The sequence below is a fragment of the Streptomyces gilvus genome (assembly GCF_022513565.1).
Lineage (GTDB): Bacteria > Actinomycetota > Actinomycetes > Streptomycetales > Streptomycetaceae > Streptomyces > Streptomyces gilvus.
Window position 1 is genome coordinate 16,152 of the sequence record NZ_JAKWBE010000036.1, and the last position, 15,666, is coordinate 31,817.

Consider the following 15,666-nt stretch of genomic DNA (forward strand, 5'->3'; position numbering starts at 1 on the left):
GCTTTCCGCCCTCAGGCCGACGCCTTCTGCCCCCGCACCTCGAGGCCGTCCAGCAGTTCCGCCGTGGCCCGCGCGATCACCTCGACGGCGTGGTCGAACACCTCCCTGTTGTGCGCGGCGGGCGCCCGGAACCCGGACACCTTCCGCACGAACTGCAGGGCCGCGGCCCTGATCTCCTCTTCGGTCGCCTCCTCGGGCAACACGGGCGGACGAAGTGTCTTGATGCTCCGGCACATGCGACCAGTCTCACGCATGGGATACGGCCCTGCCAGGCCCTTTGGGCGACCCCGGCAGAATGATCCCCGGTGAGGGGGCCACCGTGGCGGGGCCGACCGGACGAGGGGACGGCAAGGGTATGGCGAAGCGACTCAGCGTGGCGGTGTTGGGGCCGGGCGGCATCGGCGGGCTGCTCGGTGGGCTGTTGGGCCGGGCGGGGCATCGGGTGGTCTGTCTGGCCGGGGAGGGCACGGCGGAGGCGCTGCGGGCGGACGGCATCCGCGTGCGCAGCGGGGTCTTCGGCGACTTCACCGTCCCCGTCGAGGCGGACACCGTGCTGCGCGAGCCGGTGGACGTCTGCCTCGTCGCCGTCAAGCACACCGCGCTGGACGCGGCCCTCGACCGCGTGCCGCCCGCCGCGCTGGGCGACGCCCTCCTCGTCCCGTTCCTCAACGGCGTCGAACACCCGGCGGCCCTGCGGGCCCGCTACGCGCCGCACGTGGTCGCCCCGGCCGTCATCCGCGTCGAGTCGACGCGCCTGGCGCCGGGTGTGATCGAGCACGGCAGCCCGTTCGCCGAGGTCGACCTGACCGGCGAGACGGTCGACCGCGCCCGCCTTGACGCCCTGGCGGCGGTGCTCGGCGACGCCGGGCCCGTCACCCGCGTACTCGACGACGAGACGTCGGCGCTGTGGGCCAAGATGTCGTTCCTGGCACCGTTCGCCCTGCTCACCACGCGGTACGGGCTCCCGCTGGGCGAGATCCGTACCCGACACCGCGACGAACTGACCGCCCTGGTGGAGGAGACCTCCGCGGTGAGCCGAGCCTGCGGCGGCCCGGCGGACCCGGCGCAGGCGCTCGCGCGCTACGACGACTTCCCGCCGCAGAGCAAGTCCTCCATGCAGCGTGACGCCGAGGCGGGCCGACCGCTCGAACTGGACGCCATTGGCGGGGCGTTGCTGCGGGCGGCCGATCGACACGGACTCAGTGTGCCGGTGGCGTCCCGACTGGTGCGGGAGCTGACGGCCGCCGGGCACTGAGGACGCGGCTCGCGGGCGGGCTCCGGGCTCCGGGCTCCGGGCTCCGGGCTCCGGGCTCCGGGCTCCGGGGGCATGCTCGCGCGTCAGAGCCGGGTCCTGAGCGCGCCGCTCCCTCGACAGCGCCAGGTCCTGAACATGCCGCTCGCACGACAGCACCGGGTCCGTCAGGGCGCTGGGCGGTGCGGCTCGCGCGTCAGCGCCAGGTCCCGAGCATGCCGCTCCCGCGACAGCACCGGGTCCGTCACGGCGCTGGGCGGTGCGGCTCCCGCGAGGCCTGTCAGGGTGCCTCGTGCAGGTCCGTGCGCCAGTCGTTGGACTTGATCGGGTGGCCCTTCGGGTACTCCAGGTCGACCGGGCCGAGGAGGGTGAACCCGGCCCGCCGGCACACGGAGTTCGACGGGGCGTTGTCCACCTTCGGGAAGGCGTGCAGATAGCGGTGCTCACCGGCCTCCCGGGCGGCGGCCATGACGCCCCGGGCCGCCGCGACGGCCAGCCCGCGTCCCTGGAACTCGGGCAGGACGCCCCACCCCGCCTCCCAGACCACGCCTTCCCGCCATTCCCGCTCCCAGAAGCCGACGGACCCGACCGTCTCCCCGCCCTCCGCCGTCACGACCCGGTACATCTGCCCCGGCTCCACCGCGAGGTAGCGGCGGTGGCGCGCGGCGACCTTCTCCTCGCTCTCCGGCCCACCCAAGTGCTCGGTCATCTCGGAGCTGTTGAGCCTGCGCAACAGCCACAGGTCCCCCTCTCCCCATGGCTCGAGTCGCACCTGCTGCTCCCCGCCCGTGATATCCATGCCGCCACCCTAGGACCCGGGTCTGACAGTCCCCCCGCTCTGGCCAAACGGGCTGTCCGGTTCGGTGCCGGTGAGCGCACGGCTGGCGTCCCACAGACGGGCCGCGACCGTCGTGTCGGTGAGGTGGGTCCAGAGCGCTTCCTCGCGGGGCGTGCCCCTCAGACCGAAGTGACGGGGGCCCCACAGTCGCCGTCCGCGCACGGTGGGGTCGAGGACCGCCCGGACGGCCGGCCAGGCACCGGCGTCCTTGCCCTGGACGAGGAGGGCGGCGGGGGCCGCGCGCAGACGTGCGGCGGCGGTCACCGCGGGCAGCGCCGGGCGGGCGGGGGTGAGGGCGTCCAGGGCGCCGCCGGGGTGGACCACGACGCTGGTCACCGTACTGCCGTGGGCGCGCAGCCGGCGGTCGAGTTCCAGGCCGAAGTACATCTGCGCCAGCTTGGAGCGTCCGTAGGTGCGCTGGGGCCGATAGTCCCGGCGGGACTGCAGGTCGGCGAGGTCCAGCCGTTCCGACTTCGCGGCGAAGCTGCCCACGGTGACGACACGGGCCGCCGGCGCGGCCGCCAGCAGCGGCATCAGGTGGGCGGTGAGCGCGAAGTGGCCGAGGTGGTTGGTGCCGAACATCAGCTCATGGCCGTCCCCCGTCTCCCGGCGCGGCGGGTCGTCGAGCGCGACCCCGGCGTTGAGGACGACCGCGTCGAGCTGTTCCGCCTCCAGCGCCCCCGCCGCCGTACGCAGCGACGCCTGATCGGCGAGGTCCAGCCGCAGGGCCCGGACCCGCGCGCCGGGCAAGCGGGACCTGATCGACTCCAGGGCGGTCCCGGCCTTCGCCGGGTCCCTGCTGCCCAGCACGACGGTGGCCCCGGTGGCGGACAACTGCTCGGCGGCGAAGTAACCGATGCCCGCGTTGCCGCCGGTGACCAGGAACACCCTGCCCTCGGCGCGCGGTGGGCGGTGGACGTCCCAGGCGGACGGGCTGGAGGACGTGAACGACATGAGACGGGCTCCCTTGCCACGGATGCTGCGAACGGATGCCACCCACCCTTCCGGCGCCCGCCGACACATCGCCCACCGATCACCGACAGCCGCGCCCCACGGCCGACATCCCACCGACAGACCGCTCGGCCGTCTCACCCGGCTCGACAGAGGATGTCGAGAACGGCCCACCGCCTCCTTCCCGGAGGCGGACGGACCACCCGGACCGCCCGCCTCACCCAGCACCCAGCACCCAGCACCCAAGGAGCCCCGGCATGACGATCCAGCGGATGGACAACGTCCTCATCGTGGTCGACGACCTCGACGCCGCCATCGCCTTCTTCGTCGAACTCGGCATGGAACTGGAGGGCCAGGGACCCGTCGAGGGTCCGTGGGTCGAACAGGTCATCGCGCTGGACGGCGTCCGGCAGGACGTCGCCATGCTGCGCGTCCCGAGCGGACACGGCCGCATCGAGCTGACGAGGTTCCACACGCCGAAGGCGATCACCGCAGAACCGAAGGACGCGCCGGCGAACACCCTGGGCATCCGTCGCGTCATGTTCGCCGTCGACGACCTCGACGCCACCCTCACCCGCCTGCGCGCCCACGGCGCCGAACTCGTCGGCGAGGTGGTCCGGTACGAGAACGTCTACCGCCTCTGCTACGTCCGCGGTCCCGAGGGCATCCTCGTCGGACTCGCCGAGGAACTCGGCTGACGGGCGGCGCGATGAGTTCGAGGGCCCGTGGCGGTCTTGAACGGACGTAGCGGCAGGGTGACCTGTGACCTCGCGATCTCCATCGACGGATACTCGGCGGGGCTCAACCAGAGCGAGCAGCGGCCGTTCGGCGACGACGGCGGTGACGGGTGGGGCGACCGGCTGCACTCCTGGATGTTCGAAGCGCCCGACGAGAACCAGACCGAGCTGGGGCGGATGACGGCCGCCAAGGCGTTCGTCATGGGACGCAACATGTTCGGCCCGGTGCGGGGCGAATGGGATCGGGCGTGGAACGGCTGGTGGGGCGAGGAGCCGCCGTTCCACGCCCCGGTCTTCGTGCTCACCCACCACCCGCGCGAGCCGCAGCCCATGAAGGGCGGGACCACGTTCCACCTCGTCACCGACGGAATCGAAGCCGCGCTGGCACGCGCGTGAAGCGGTCGGGGGGGCGACGTGTCCGTGCAGGGCGGTGCGGTCACCGTCGACCAGTACCTCGCCGCGGGCCTGGTCGACGAGCTGCGGCTGCACATCGTGCCGTTCACGCTCGGCGCCGGTACGCGGTTGTTCGACGGTGTCACCGCTCTGCGCCTCGAGCAGGTGGAGTCCCGGGCGGCGACCGCGGTCACCCATGTGAAATGTCGCGTGCGGCCCTGAGCGGAGGGCGGTGGTAGGGAACGCCACCGCCCGCACTCCGGTCACCCTCGTTCGTGTGAACCCCCCGAAGGAACTCGCATCCCAAATTCGAACAGGCGTAGCATTGCGGCGTGGCAACGACCTATGACTTCCCCAGTGACCTCCTCGCCGGTCAGGAGGAGCTGCATCAGGTCCGGGCCGAGCTGTCGGCCCTGCTCAAGCGTCTCCCCTGGTCGGTCGAGCCCCTGGACGGTTTCAGTGACACCGGCGGCTGGCGCAAGGTGGAGCGGCCCGCCTCCCCGGGCTGGACGCCGGACGAACAGGCCGAGGTCGAGAAGCTCCGCCGCCGTGAGCACGAACTGGCGGTGTTCGTCACCACGCACCGCTTCTGGACCGAGGTCGCGACCGACGACCGGGTGGACGCCCGCACCAGGCTGAAGCACGCGCGCGGGGAGAGGGAGACGACGCGGGAGTGAACGCGGAAGACCCCGGCCGAGACGGCCGGGGTCTTCTCGTCCTGTGGGCGCGGACGGTTTCGAACCGCCGACATCCTGCTTGTAAGGCAGGCGCTCTACCCCTGAGCTACGCACCCGAGACGAGTCGACAGCCTACCTTGCCGGAGGCAGTGCCCCGCAAACCCGTTTCGAACATCCCGCCCGGTACATCCTGCCCGGTCGGGGGGATAACCCCACCCCGCATCCGGGAGCGTTCCGGATCCCCCTGCGGCCCCCCGCTCCGTACGGTCGTAGAGCCTCAACAGTCCGTTGCGGGAAGTCTTGCGGGACATCCGTCCCAGGGGGAGATCGACTCATGGCCAGTCGCAGCAACGTCGCCCGGGTGGCCCTGGCCGCCGCCGCGGTCACGCTGATCGGGGGCACCGCCGCGTGCGGCGCGTCCGCCGGGGACGACAAGACGCCGGACCACCGGACGTTCGGGCTGCAAGGGAAGACGCTCACCGTCGACTCCGACGACTCGGCGCTGGAGATCGTCGCCGCGGACGGCAACAAGGCGGGGCAGGTCGAGGTGACGCGGTGGTTCCAGGGGACCGTGGCGATCGGCAAGGCCCCCCGGGTGACCTGGTCGATGAAGGACGACCGGCTGACGCTGCGGATGAAGTGCTCCGGTGTCGTCGCCGACTGCTCGGCCAGGCACCGGATCGAGGTCCCGCGCGGGATCACCGTGAAGGTCGAGGACGGCGACGGAAGCGTGCGGGCCCGTGGCTTCGAGGACGCCCTGAGCATTCGTACGAGCGACGGATCCGTGCACGTCAGCGACTCCACCGGACCCCTGACGCTGCGCACCTCCGACGGATCCGTGCACGCCGACGTCTCCTCCCGGCAGGTCCGGGCCGCGAGCGGCGACGGCTCGCTGCACCTCACCCTGGGCGCCGTACCGGACCTCGTCGACGCCGGCACTCACGACGGTTCCGTCACCGTCGCGCTGCCCCGGGCCACGTACCGGGTGACCACGAAGACCGGTGACGGTTCGGTGGACGTGTCGGTGCCCCGGGACGACTCCAGCTCGCACGTCGTCTCCGCGCGCACCTCCGACGGCAAGGTCACGGTGAAGACCGTGAACTGACCGGCCCGTGTGTTCGTCCTTCACGGGTGGGAGAATGAAACCCGGTACCCGCCAGGACGGATGACAGCACGGGAGAGGGATGTGACGGCGACACCTTCGAAGCCGTACTCGCCGTCGGTGCCACGGGCACACCGCAAGGCGCTCACGGACACCCTCACCCTCCTCGCCCTCCCCCTCGTCGCCGCGCCCGTGCTGCTCGCCGCGTTCGCCGGCGGCGGCACCCGGCGCTGGTTCGGCGGGCGGGCGGAGAGCCAGCGGGCGGAGGCGCAGGCGGCGAAGGACGCGGCGGCGGCCGCGTTCTACGAGCTGGACACCGCCCAGCGGGACCTGCGGATCTCCATCGAGACGATCACGGCCGTGGACGACTCCCCCGCCGCCCGGCGGGTCGTCTCCGACTTCGAGGCGCTGGGCCGGCGCATCGACGAGGTCAGCCACCGCTACATCGACGCCGTCGACGCCCACGACCTCGACCGCGACGACCTGGAGGCCTCGGCCGCCGCGCAGGCGCGCACCGAGCTGACCCGGGCCAAGGACGAGCTGGTGAACGTCAAGCGGGAGCTGGAGCGTTTCAGCGACGGCCTCGGCCCGCTCCTCGGCAAGGCGGAGACCCAACTGGCCCGGCTGGCACCGGCGGTGGAGCGCGCCCGGCAGGGGCTGCTGGCCGCCTCGAACGCCCTGGACGCGGTCCGGGGGTCGGGCCTGAGGGCGGACGATCTCGCCGCGCGCCTCGCCGCCCTCGGCCCCGAGCTGACCAAGCTCAACCAGGGCGCCGGACAGCACGGCGTCCCGCAGACGCTGGAGCGGGCCGAGCGGGTGGCCCGGGAGGCCGGGGCGGTACGGGCGGAGGCCGAACGCCTGCCCGAGAAGGCGGCCGAGATCGACCACCGTCTGGTCTCCCTGCGCACCCGCGCCCAGGCGCTCACCACGCGCGCGGGCCAGGTGGAGCCGGTCCTCAGCGAGCTGCGGCGCCGCTTCTCGGCGGCCTGCTGGCAGGACCTGCAGCACGTGCCGGAGCAGGCCGCGGAGAACGTCCGGCAGGCCGAGCTGAAGCTGAAGGAGGCCCAGGCGGCCCGCGACGCCCAGCGCTGGCCGGACGCCACGGCCCTGCTGTCGACGGTGCGGGCGCTGCTGAACACCACCGACGAGTCCGTCTCGGCGGCCCGGGACCGCCTCCAGCGGCTGAACGCCGTGCAGAAGGACCCCCAGCAGGAGATCGACAGAACCCGCTTCGCGATCCGGGACGCGCAGCGCCTGGCGATGACGGGCCGGTCCACGCCGGATCCGCGCCACGCGCGCCCCTTGGACGACTCCGTGGCCCGGCTGGAGAGGGCGGTCACCGCCCTGGAGGGCCGCCACCCCGACTACTGGCACTTCCTGACGGAGACGGAGGCGGTCCGCCGCACGGTCGCGGACGTGGTCGCGCGGATCCGGGAGGAGCGTGGGGGCGGCCACTGAGCGACCGCCCCCGGTGCAGCCGGACTAGCTGCGGTAGGCGTAGTACGCCGAGTTCGGGTACGAGGCGATGAGGCTCGACAGCGACCGCCGGTAGGTGTCCGTGTCGTGGTACGTCAGATACGGCACGCCACTGGAGCTGCGGTACGTCGTCATCATGGTGTGGTCCTTCGACCCGTCCTTGTCGAAGTCCATCTGCAGCACGTCCCCGAGGTCCATCTGGTACGCGTTGGCCAGCGCGGTCGTCCGCTTGGCGGTCTGCGTGAACCACGACCACTCGTTGACGCCGATCCAGGTGTCGGTGTCACTCGACGTCCCGGAGTTCCAGGTGCCGTACTCCTGGGTGGAGCTGGTGACCTTCTTCCAGCCGCCCGCGAACAGCGACTGGCTGATGAAGTTGGTGCAGTCACCGCCCATGCCGTTGTACTTGCGGTACGCGGTGTTGTAGTTCTTCCAGTACTTCTCCGCGTAGGTCACCATCGCCGAGTAGTTGTACGGCGCCGACGTGCCGAGGTTCTTCGGGGCCGCCGGTGCCGGGTAGGTGATCGCGGCCCGGGGCGCGTCGATGACGGCGCTCGGGCGGACCTTGGTCGCGGAAGCGGCGGGGGCGGGCTCGTTGACGGGGCGGGGGCCGGTGTCGGTGAGGCGCTCACCGGTGAGCTGCCAGCCGCCTTCCGCCCCGGCGGTGAAGGTGAGTTCGTGGTGCGCGGTGAAGCCGGTGGTCGCCGGCTCGTCGCCGCGTATCCTCGCGTACGTCAGCGTGGTGGTCTCGGTGACCTGGACGGTGGCCGTACGGCCGTGCAGCTTCGCGCTGTTGACGGTGACCTTGGTGTCGGCGGCGGTGTAGGCCTCGCCGAGGGCGGCGAGCCGCGAGCGGGTGCCGCGCAGCGACGACACCGCCCCGGACTCGGACGTGGCCAGGGCCGACGCCAACCGCACGCCGCCGGTGGCCTTCAGGGAGGTGCGGGCGGCCGGCTGCGGGGTGTCGAGCAGCGCGGCCGTTCGGTCGGTGAGGACGGCGTCCGCGATGCGGCCGAAGGCACTCGTGGTGGCCGCGTTGAGGGCGGGCGCCGAGGCGTCGGCCGCGTGGGCCGCGGTCACGGGGAGCAGGGCGGTGGAGAGGGCCACGGCGGCGACTGCGGCCGCGGAACGACCTCTGGCCGCACGGGTGTTGCTGGGGCTCACTGGTGCTTCTCCTAGGAGTGGGGGGTGCTTCATTTCACGACCGTCGACCAGTCGGGCTGCTGCGCGGGGTCCAGAGCGCGCAGCTGCGCGAGGGTCTCGGGCTTCTGCACGTCCAGCCAGTCGGCCAGTTCCTTGAAGGACACGCATTTGACGCCCTTCTTCGTGCAGACGTTCTTGACGACCTGGTCGACGGCCTTCATGTAGATGCCGCCGTTCCAGTCCTCGAAGTGGTTGCCGATGAACAGCGGGGCGCGGCTGCCGTAGTACACGCGGTCGAAGCCGGCCATGTAGGAGTCGACGGTCTGCCGCTCCCACTGCGGGTAGTCGGCGGAGTTGCCGTCGGTCTCGCCCTCGGACTGGTTGGCGAGGAAGTTGAAGTCCATCGACAGGCCCTGGTACTTGCCGCCCTCGTACGGCAGCAGTTGCAGCGGGAAGTCCCAGATGCCGTTGTTCTTCTGGGGCCAGATCTGGAAGCCGCCGGGCGAGGAGGCGTCGTAGCGCCAGCCGTAGCTCTTGATGGCCTTCAGCAGGTTCTTCTGGCCCTCCAGGCAGGGGGCGCGGCCGCCGGTGACCTCCTTGGTGAACTCGAAGGGGAGGGCGGCGACGTCCTTGAGGCCGGTGTTGGTCTTCCAGTGCTCGACGAACGTGAAGAACTGGTCGATCTCGCTCTTCCACTCGGCGACGCTCCAGTCGCCGCCGCCCTTCTTGCCGCAGAAGTGGCCGTTGAAGTGGGTGCCGATCTCGTCGCCCTGGAGGTAGGCCAGGCGCAGCTGGTCCAGGGTGTCGCGGATGTGGTCGTCGGTGGCGTAGTCGATGGCGGCGGAGCCGACCGGGTGCTGGGGCGGGTGGTAGAGCTTGGCCTTGCTCTTGGGCAGGAGGTAGATGCCGGTGAGGAAGAACGTCATGTGGGCGTCGTACTTCTTCGCCAACTCGCGGTAGTGGGAGAAGAGATGGTCGCTGCCCTCCAGCGCGCCGTCCCAGGAGAAGACGACGAACTGGGGCGGTTTCTCACCGGGTTTGAGCGGTACGGGCTTCAACTGGCCGGGCTGGGGGCCGGTGTAGGCGGTGGAGCCGTCGCCGAGGGTGTCGGTCTGTCCGTTCCAGGTCGTCGAGGGGGTGGGGCTGGGGGCGACGGTGGGGGGCCGGCCGGTCGCGGCGGCGGGCTCGGTGTGGTCCTGGCGGGTCAGGATGAGGGAGGTGGCGACCAGGCAGGCCACGACCAGGAAGGGGGCCAGGGTCATGAACCACAGCCGGGTGGTGCGGCTCTCGGTCGCTCCGCCGCGCCGGCCGGCGGACGGTTCCCTGCCGGGCATGCGGTCTTCACGGGGCATGCGGTGCTCATTCTGCGAGGGGGGTGGGGGGTGTGGTGCGCGGGCCCGGGGGTCAGCCGAGTCCCATGGCGCGCGACCAGACGGCGTACGGGACGCTGCCGGCCGGTGTGCCGCCGAGGCCCTTGAGCGGTAGTGGCTCCAGGGACTCGGTGAGGTCCATGCGGTAGACGACGACCGCGGTCGAGACGGAGCCGGCGCTGCCGGCGTACCAGGCGGCGGTGTCGTCCGCGGTGGTGCCGGGCTTCCCGGCGGCCGTCGGGGTGGCGACGGTGGGGTGGGCGCTGTTGAGGGCGTCCGTGAGCGCCTGGGTGACCTGTTCGGCCACCCGCGCGCCCATCGCCCGGCGGGCCGCGGGGGTTGTCAGCGGGACCGGCGCGCCGTTGCGGGTGATACGGCGTACCGAGTACGGCTCGGTGTGCTTTCCGTCGGCGGCGAAGGTGGCGTATCCGCTGGCCATCCGGATGGCGCTGGGGGTGGAGTTCCCCAGGGACAGCGCGGGCACCTGCGGTCCGATGCTGGAGGGGAGCAGTCCGGCGGCCTGGGCGGTCTTACGCACCGTGTCCAGGCCGGTGTCCATGCCGAGCTGCATGAACGGCGTGTTCACGGACTGGGCGAGCGCCCTGCCGAGGGAGATCGGCCCGTAGGACCTGTTGCCGTCGTTGTGCGCGGTGACGACTTTGCCGCTGCGGTCCCAGTACGGCCCCTCGGGTGTGGTGACGGGCACGTCGTCGTTGCCGTCGTACACGGTCTGCGGGGTGACGGGGGTCGGCGGGCCGGTGCGGGTCTTGCGCACGCCGTGCTCGAGACCGGCCGCGTAGACGAACGGCAGGAACGCCGAACCGGCCTGCACGGTAGCGGCGTTGGACTCGTTGAAGCCCTGCGTACGGTGGTCGGGGCCGCCGTAGACGGCGAGGATGCGGCCGTCGGTGGCGACGGAGGCGGCGCCGTAGTGCGCGGTCCTCGCGGCCTTGGGGTCGCTCTTCAGCGCCTTCTTGCGGGCCGCCGCGACGGCGTCGGTGAGCGCGCTCTCCCGTTTGCGGTCGAAGGTCGTGTAGATCTGGTAGCCGCCGAGGTCGAACTGCTTGTCCGAGATGTGCCCGGCCTTCTTGGCGTACTGCTGCGCCAGTTCGACCAGGTAGTCGCTCTGCTTTCCGGTGTCGTACACGCGGGCCGACTTCAGCGGCTCGGGGAACGTGCGGTACTTGGCCCGCTCCCGCGCGGACAGCTTGCCGGTCTTGACCATGCGGTCGAGGATCCAGGACCAACGCTCAACGGCCCGCTTGTGGTTGGCCGCGGAGAGGGTGGGGTCGTAGAGCCCGGCGCCCTTCAACAGGGAGGCGAGGAAGGCGGCCTGACTGACGTTCAGACGGGTGACGTCCTTGCCGTAGTAGGCCTGGGAGGCGCGCTGGATGCCGTAGGTGCCGCGGCCGAACCAGCTGGTGTTGAGGTAGCCCTGGAGGATGTCGTCCTTGCTCATGCGGTTGTCGAGCTTGAGCGAGATCATCGCCTCGGTGAACTTGCGGCTGAGGGTCTGGTTCTGCGTCAGGTAGACGTTCTTGACGTACTGCTGGGTGATCGTCGAGCCGCCCTCGGTGACCCCCTGGCCAACCGTGCTCCACAGGGCGCGGGTCAGGCCCTTGAGGGAGATGCCGGGGTCGGAGTAGAAGCTCTCGTTCTCGGCGGCGAGCACCGCCCAGCGGACGTCCTCGGGGATGTCCTTCAGCGGCATGGCCTGCCGCCGTACCCATCCGGTACGGGCCATGGGGGTGCCGTCGGACCAGAAGTAGACGTTGTCCTGCTGCGTGGCGTAGCTGTTGAGGTTGCGCGGTATGTCGGTCGCGGCGTAGGCCACGACCAGGAACATGCCCGTCAGCCCGACGGCTCCCAGGAAACCGCCGAGCCACTGCCGCCAGGAGGGCAGCCAGCGGCGCCAGCCGCTACGGCCGGGGCGGGGGTAGGCGGGGCGTAAGCGGCGTAACGCCGTCCGGGGGGACCGTTTGGGTGCCGCGCGGCGGCGGCGCGGGCGGCGGTGGTCAGCCGGCCGGCCCGCGTGTTGTGCTGTCCCGGTCACGACCGGAAAATATCAACGATCTTCGCATCTTCTCCACACGCGAATCCGCCAGGAACGACCACATACCGAACAGTACGGACCATGGCCACCTTGTGACTTGAGTCACAGGTTCCGCCTTTATCCCCCCGCTAACCTGGGCACATGCCTCGATACGAATACCGCTGCCGGAGCTGCGGCGACACCTTCGAAGTCAGCCGGCCCATGGCCCGCTCCGCCGACCCCGCGACCTGCCCCGCCGGACACGAGGACACGGTGAAGCTCCTGTCGACGGTGGCCGTCGGCGGCACGGCGTCCACCCCCGCGCCGGCGCCGAGGGCCGGCGGCGGGGGTGGAGGCGGCTGCTGCGGCGGAGGCTGCTGCGGCTAACCGGCCGTCGCGCCGGTCGCCTTGAGGAACTCCCGCAGGATGCGCTCCCCCGCCAGGACGCCCCGCTCCGGCAGCGCCGTGATCGCGGGGGCCGTCCAGTCGGCCTCCGCCAGCTCGCCGTGGCCCGGGCGCCAGCCCCGGTCCGCGGCGAGGAGCAGGTCCGCGTCCAGCAGGGAGTCGCCCGCCGCCAGGGTCAGCTCCGCGCCCGTCCTGCGCGCGACCTCCCTCATCGCCGCGCTCTTGGTGAGGGGCTTGGGCACGGCGTAGATCTTGCGGCCCTGGAGGGACACCGTCCAGCCGCGGTTCTCCGCCCAGACCGCGAGCTCCTTCACCCACTCCTCCGGCAGCAGCTCCCGCTCGACGACCAGATAGGCGAACAGGTCCTCGGCGACCCGGTGTTTGCGCACCCAGACCGGGTCGGCCGTGGCCAGCAGATGCTCGCGGACCTCGTCCAGCGGGGCGCACTCGTCCGCCAGCCGGGCCGTGACCCGCCGGTGCCAGTCCAGGTCGGAGACGCCGTCCACCATCAGATGGCCGCCGTTCGCGCAGATCGCGTACGTCGGGGCCGGACCCGGCAGGTTGATGCGCAGGTACTGCTTGCGGGTACGGGTCGTCGTCGGCACGAACACCGCCGCGTCACCCAGGTCGGTCAGCAGCGCGGCCGCCGTCTCCGTCATGAACGACAGCGGCCTGCTCTCGTGCACCTCCACACAGAGCAGCCGGGGCGCCCGCGCGTCCGGCATGGTCAGCGCTAGGGCCGCCGGGGAGTAGATCAGCGTCCGGTCGAGGTCGCTCGCCACCAGCACCGGCATCAGACGTTCACCGCCCGGCCGTCGGCGCCGGTCGCACCGCGCGTGTACTTCGGGTGGATCAACCCGACACAGCTGTACGGCAGTTCGTCGACCTCCTCGACGGGCACCCCCCGCTGCCCGGCCAGCAGCCGTACGTGGTCCAGGTCGGCGCCCGCCCCGGCCCGCGCCAGGATCTTCCACGGCACCCGGCGCAGCAGCACGCGTGTCGTCTCGCCGACGCCCGGCTTGACGAGGTTGACGTCGTGGATGCCGTACTCCTCGCTGATCCGCTCGACGGCCGCCCAGCCCTCCCAGGTGGGCTCGCGGTCACCGGACAGCAGCTCCTTCGCCTGCGCGTCCACCTCGTCCATGACCTCGGGGAAGCGGGCGGCCACGGCGTCGACGAACTCCAACGAGACGTCCGCGCCCGCCAGTTCGCGGTAGAACTTGGCGCCGTGGAAGTCGTGCGGGCCCACCAGGTCCGCGCGCAGGACCGTGCGGGAGACCAGGCCGGAGACGGTCGAGTTGAGGCAGGCCGAGGGGATCAGGAAGTCCTCCCGGGTGCCGTAGGTCCGTACGCAGGAGCCCGGGTCGGCCAGGACCGCGATCTCCGGGTCGAAGCCGGTGATCTCGTCGGAGGCCTCGAACTCCTTGACGGCGTCGGCGAGTTCGCGGGTGATCGCGCCCTTGCCGGTCCAGCCGTCGACGAAGACCACGTCCCGCGGGTCGTGGTGAGCGGCCAGCCAGCGCAGGGCGTTGGCGTCGATGCCGCGTCCGCGCACGATGGAGACGGCGTAGTGCGGCAGGTCCAGTCCGTGCCGGAACCGGGCCCAGCGGCGCATCAGGACACCGACGGGGGTACCGGCGCGGGCCAGCGAGACCAGGACGGGCCGGGGCGACCGCTCGGCCAGCACGAGCTCGGTGACGGCGCCGACCGCCTGCGCGAGACGGGACGCGGTCGACTCCAGGGCCGCGTGGAAGAGCTCCTGGTACTGCTCGCTGGGCTGGTACTCCACCGGCAGCGACTCGGCGTAGTGCGCGCCGCCGCTCTGGATGGCCTCCTCGCGCTCCTCGGTCGGCGCCTCCAGCGTCACGTCCGAGAGGTCCCGCAGCAGCCAGCCGACCTCGTCGGGCGGGTACGAGGAGAAGGCGGGGCCGCGGAGGGGCTCGGGCAGCATGGCGTGCCTTTCGGGGACGTCGGGGACGTACGAGGGCACGACCACGAGCAGGACGTGCGGGGTGTGGGCGGCGAGCTGGGCCAGCAGGCCGTCGGGGGCGTGCAGGTGCGGGGTGTCGGCGAGCGAGTCGACCACGGCGACGACCGCGTCGAATCCGGCACCGGCGACGTTGTAGACGTAACGGTCGCCGGGGCCGTCGGCCGGGTCGTCGTGGGCGGGGAAGACGAGGCGGCTGCGGATCGCGTAGCCCGGGTCGTCCACGGCCAGGACCGGTGAGCGGGTCGTGGTGGAGTAGGTGACCTCGGCGTCGGATATCTGCTCCAGCTCGCGGGCGAGGCGGAGGGGGGCGTACATCAGCTCTTCGAAGCCGAGGATGTGGACGCGGTGGGCGTCTGGGGGGAGGGCCTCCGCGAGGCGGGCGGCCATGGCGGGGAGGGCGTGTTCGAGGCGGGTGCGCTGGGTCGGGGTGAAGCCGTGACGGCCGCCGTCGGGGAGGTTGCGGGGCCAGAGGAGGTCCACTCGGTGGGGTGCCGGGTGCGGGTGCGTGGGGGCTGGTCGCGCCCACGCGGCGGTAGCCGCAGATTCAGCGCAGCCCCGCGCCCCTGACGCGTCTTCGTACCGCGCGACGAGTTCTTGCCCCTTCTCCAGCACTCCCTCCGGGAGGCGTACGGTCCCCGAAGCCGCCGTCACCAAGTCCACCCTCGCGCCTATCTCCCTCGCGAAGTCCTCCAGGCGGCCCGCGTCCTCGGGTGAGCGCATGTCGACCAGGGCCACCACCACGTACCGGTGTCGTGGATAGCGGTCGTGGAGGGCGCGCACGGTGTTGAGGACCGTGTTGCCCGTCGAGAACTCGTCGTCGACCAGGACCAAGGGGCCGGTTCCGGCGAGCAGGGCGGGGTTCTCGGGGAGAAGGAGGTGGGAGGTGGCGTGGGAGTGGGACTCCTCGAAGCCGCCGGCGGGGGCCACGCCCGGTACCGGGCGGCGGGTGGAGTGGAGGTAGGGGGCCAGGCCCAGACCGTCGGCCACTGAGTGGCCGAGGCCCGTCGCCGTTTCCGCGTAGCCGAGGACGACCGACTCGGCCGCCTCCTCGGCGCCCAGGAGGGCGCGTACCCGGCGGCCCAGGGCGAACCCGTGGCCGTAGACGACCGACGGCGACTGCGGGACGTGTTTGCCCAGGACGTTGGAGACGAGGAGGTGCGCCCGCTTGGGGTTGCGGCGCAGGGCCAGGCCCAGGAGGTCTTTGAGCTCGTCGTCGCCCACGAGTTCGATCCCGAGTCGCTCGGCGACCCAGGTCCCGGACCAGACCCCGTCGTTCACTGCGTTGATCATGATTCCCTGG

14 protein-coding genes, 1 tRNA gene and 1 pseudogene are annotated in these 15,666 nt (G+C 71.9%); 7 read left to right on the forward strand and 9 right to left on the reverse strand.

Annotated elements, in window-relative coordinates:
- Positions 1-11 precede the first annotated feature (11 nt).
- The gene (locus MKW14_RS35720; RefSeq protein WP_240870204.1) at positions 12-236 is read right to left on the reverse strand and encodes a DUF2277 domain-containing protein; all 225 of its coding nucleotides are present in this window, start codon (positions 234-236) and stop codon (positions 12-14) included.
- Between the two features lie 119 nt (positions 237-355).
- On the opposite strand from MKW14_RS35720, the gene MKW14_RS35725 reads away from it, so the two are divergent.
- The gene (locus MKW14_RS35725) at positions 356-1,255 is read left to right on the forward strand and encodes a ketopantoate reductase family protein (protein WP_240870205.1); all 900 of its coding nucleotides are present in this window, start codon (positions 356-358) and stop codon (positions 1,253-1,255) included.
- Positions 1,256-1,532: 277 nt separating this feature from the next.
- On the opposite strand, the gene MKW14_RS35730 is transcribed toward MKW14_RS35725, so the two are convergent.
- Together MKW14_RS35730 and MKW14_RS35735 are read right to left on the reverse strand one after the other, a co-directional pair.
- On the reverse strand, positions 1,533-2,051 hold the full coding sequence (locus MKW14_RS35730; RefSeq protein WP_240870207.1) for a GNAT family N-acetyltransferase: 519 nt from the start codon (positions 2,049-2,051) through the stop codon (positions 1,533-1,535).
- A 9-nt stretch (positions 2,052-2,060) separates the two neighbouring features.
- Positions 2,061-3,044, reverse strand: a complete 984-nt coding sequence (locus MKW14_RS35735) for an SDR family NAD(P)-dependent oxidoreductase (protein WP_240870209.1) — start codon at positions 3,042-3,044, stop codon at positions 2,061-2,063.
- A gap of 254 nt (positions 3,045-3,298) precedes the next feature.
- Between MKW14_RS35735 and MKW14_RS35740 the strand changes: the two genes are divergently transcribed.
- From MKW14_RS35740 to MKW14_RS35750, 3 genes and pseudogenes are all read left to right on the forward strand, one after another.
- Positions 3,299-3,739, forward strand: a complete 441-nt coding sequence (locus MKW14_RS35740; RefSeq protein WP_240870211.1) for a VOC family protein — start codon at positions 3,299-3,301, stop codon at positions 3,737-3,739.
- 57 nt (positions 3,740-3,796) lie between these two features.
- Positions 3,797-4,393 (forward strand): annotated as a pseudogene (locus tag MKW14_RS35745) (dihydrofolate reductase family protein).
- 110 nt (positions 4,394-4,503) lie between these two features.
- Positions 4,504-4,848 (forward strand): DUF8825 domain-containing protein, encoded by a 345-nt coding sequence (locus tag MKW14_RS35750; protein WP_240870213.1) that lies wholly within the window; start codon positions 4,504-4,506, stop codon positions 4,846-4,848.
- Between the two features lie 44 nt (positions 4,849-4,892).
- On the opposite strand, the gene MKW14_RS35755 is transcribed toward MKW14_RS35750, so the two are convergent.
- Positions 4,893-4,964, reverse strand: a tRNA-Val gene (locus tag MKW14_RS35755).
- A 218-nt stretch (positions 4,965-5,182) separates the two neighbouring features.
- Here MKW14_RS35755 and MKW14_RS35760 point away from each other — a divergent pair.
- Together MKW14_RS35760 and MKW14_RS35765 are read left to right on the forward strand one after the other, a co-directional pair.
- The gene (locus MKW14_RS35760) at positions 5,183-5,953 is read left to right on the forward strand and encodes a DUF4097 family beta strand repeat-containing protein (protein ID WP_240870215.1); all 771 of its coding nucleotides are present in this window, start codon (positions 5,183-5,185) and stop codon (positions 5,951-5,953) included.
- 81 nt (positions 5,954-6,034) lie between these two features.
- Positions 6,035-7,408, forward strand: a complete 1,374-nt coding sequence (locus MKW14_RS35765) for a coiled-coil domain-containing protein (protein ID WP_240870217.1) — start codon at positions 6,035-6,037, stop codon at positions 7,406-7,408.
- 24 nt (positions 7,409-7,432) lie between these two features.
- On the opposite strand, the gene MKW14_RS35770 is transcribed toward MKW14_RS35765, so the two are convergent.
- The 3 genes from MKW14_RS35770 to MKW14_RS35780 are packed head-to-tail and all read right to left on the reverse strand — an operon-like array spanning position 7,433 to position 11,992.
- Positions 7,433-8,590, reverse strand: coding sequence for an amidase domain-containing protein (locus MKW14_RS35770; protein WP_240870220.1), 1,158 nt, complete (start codon positions 8,588-8,590; stop codon positions 7,433-7,435).
- A 29-nt stretch (positions 8,591-8,619) separates the two neighbouring features.
- A complete protein-coding gene (locus tag MKW14_RS35775; protein WP_374116644.1) occupies positions 8,620-9,921 on the reverse strand; it encodes a polysaccharide deacetylase family protein in 1,302 nt (433 codons plus the stop codon).
- A 52-nt stretch (positions 9,922-9,973) separates the two neighbouring features.
- Positions 9,974-11,992, reverse strand: coding sequence for a transglycosylase domain-containing protein (locus MKW14_RS35780; RefSeq protein ID WP_240870222.1), 2,019 nt, complete (start codon positions 11,990-11,992; stop codon positions 9,974-9,976).
- Between the two features lie 141 nt (positions 11,993-12,133).
- Here MKW14_RS35780 and MKW14_RS35785 point away from each other — a divergent pair, with 141 nt between their 5' ends.
- Entirely contained in the window at positions 12,134-12,358 is a 225-nt protein-coding gene (locus MKW14_RS35785) for an FmdB family zinc ribbon protein (RefSeq protein WP_240870223.1), read from the forward strand.
- Here MKW14_RS35785 and MKW14_RS35790 read toward each other — a convergent pair.
- Both MKW14_RS35790 and MKW14_RS35795 read right to left on the reverse strand, forming a co-directional pair.
- Positions 12,355-13,170, reverse strand: coding sequence for an HAD family hydrolase (locus tag MKW14_RS35790; RefSeq protein WP_240870232.1), 816 nt, complete (start codon positions 13,168-13,170; stop codon positions 12,355-12,357). The genes MKW14_RS35785 and MKW14_RS35790 overlap by 4 nt on opposite strands.
- Positions 13,170-15,656, reverse strand: coding sequence for a phosphoribosyltransferase (locus tag MKW14_RS35795; RefSeq protein WP_240870233.1), 2,487 nt, complete (start codon positions 15,654-15,656; stop codon positions 13,170-13,172). The genes MKW14_RS35790 and MKW14_RS35795 overlap by 1 nt, the downstream gene beginning before the upstream one ends.
- Positions 15,657-15,666 lie beyond the last annotated feature (10 nt).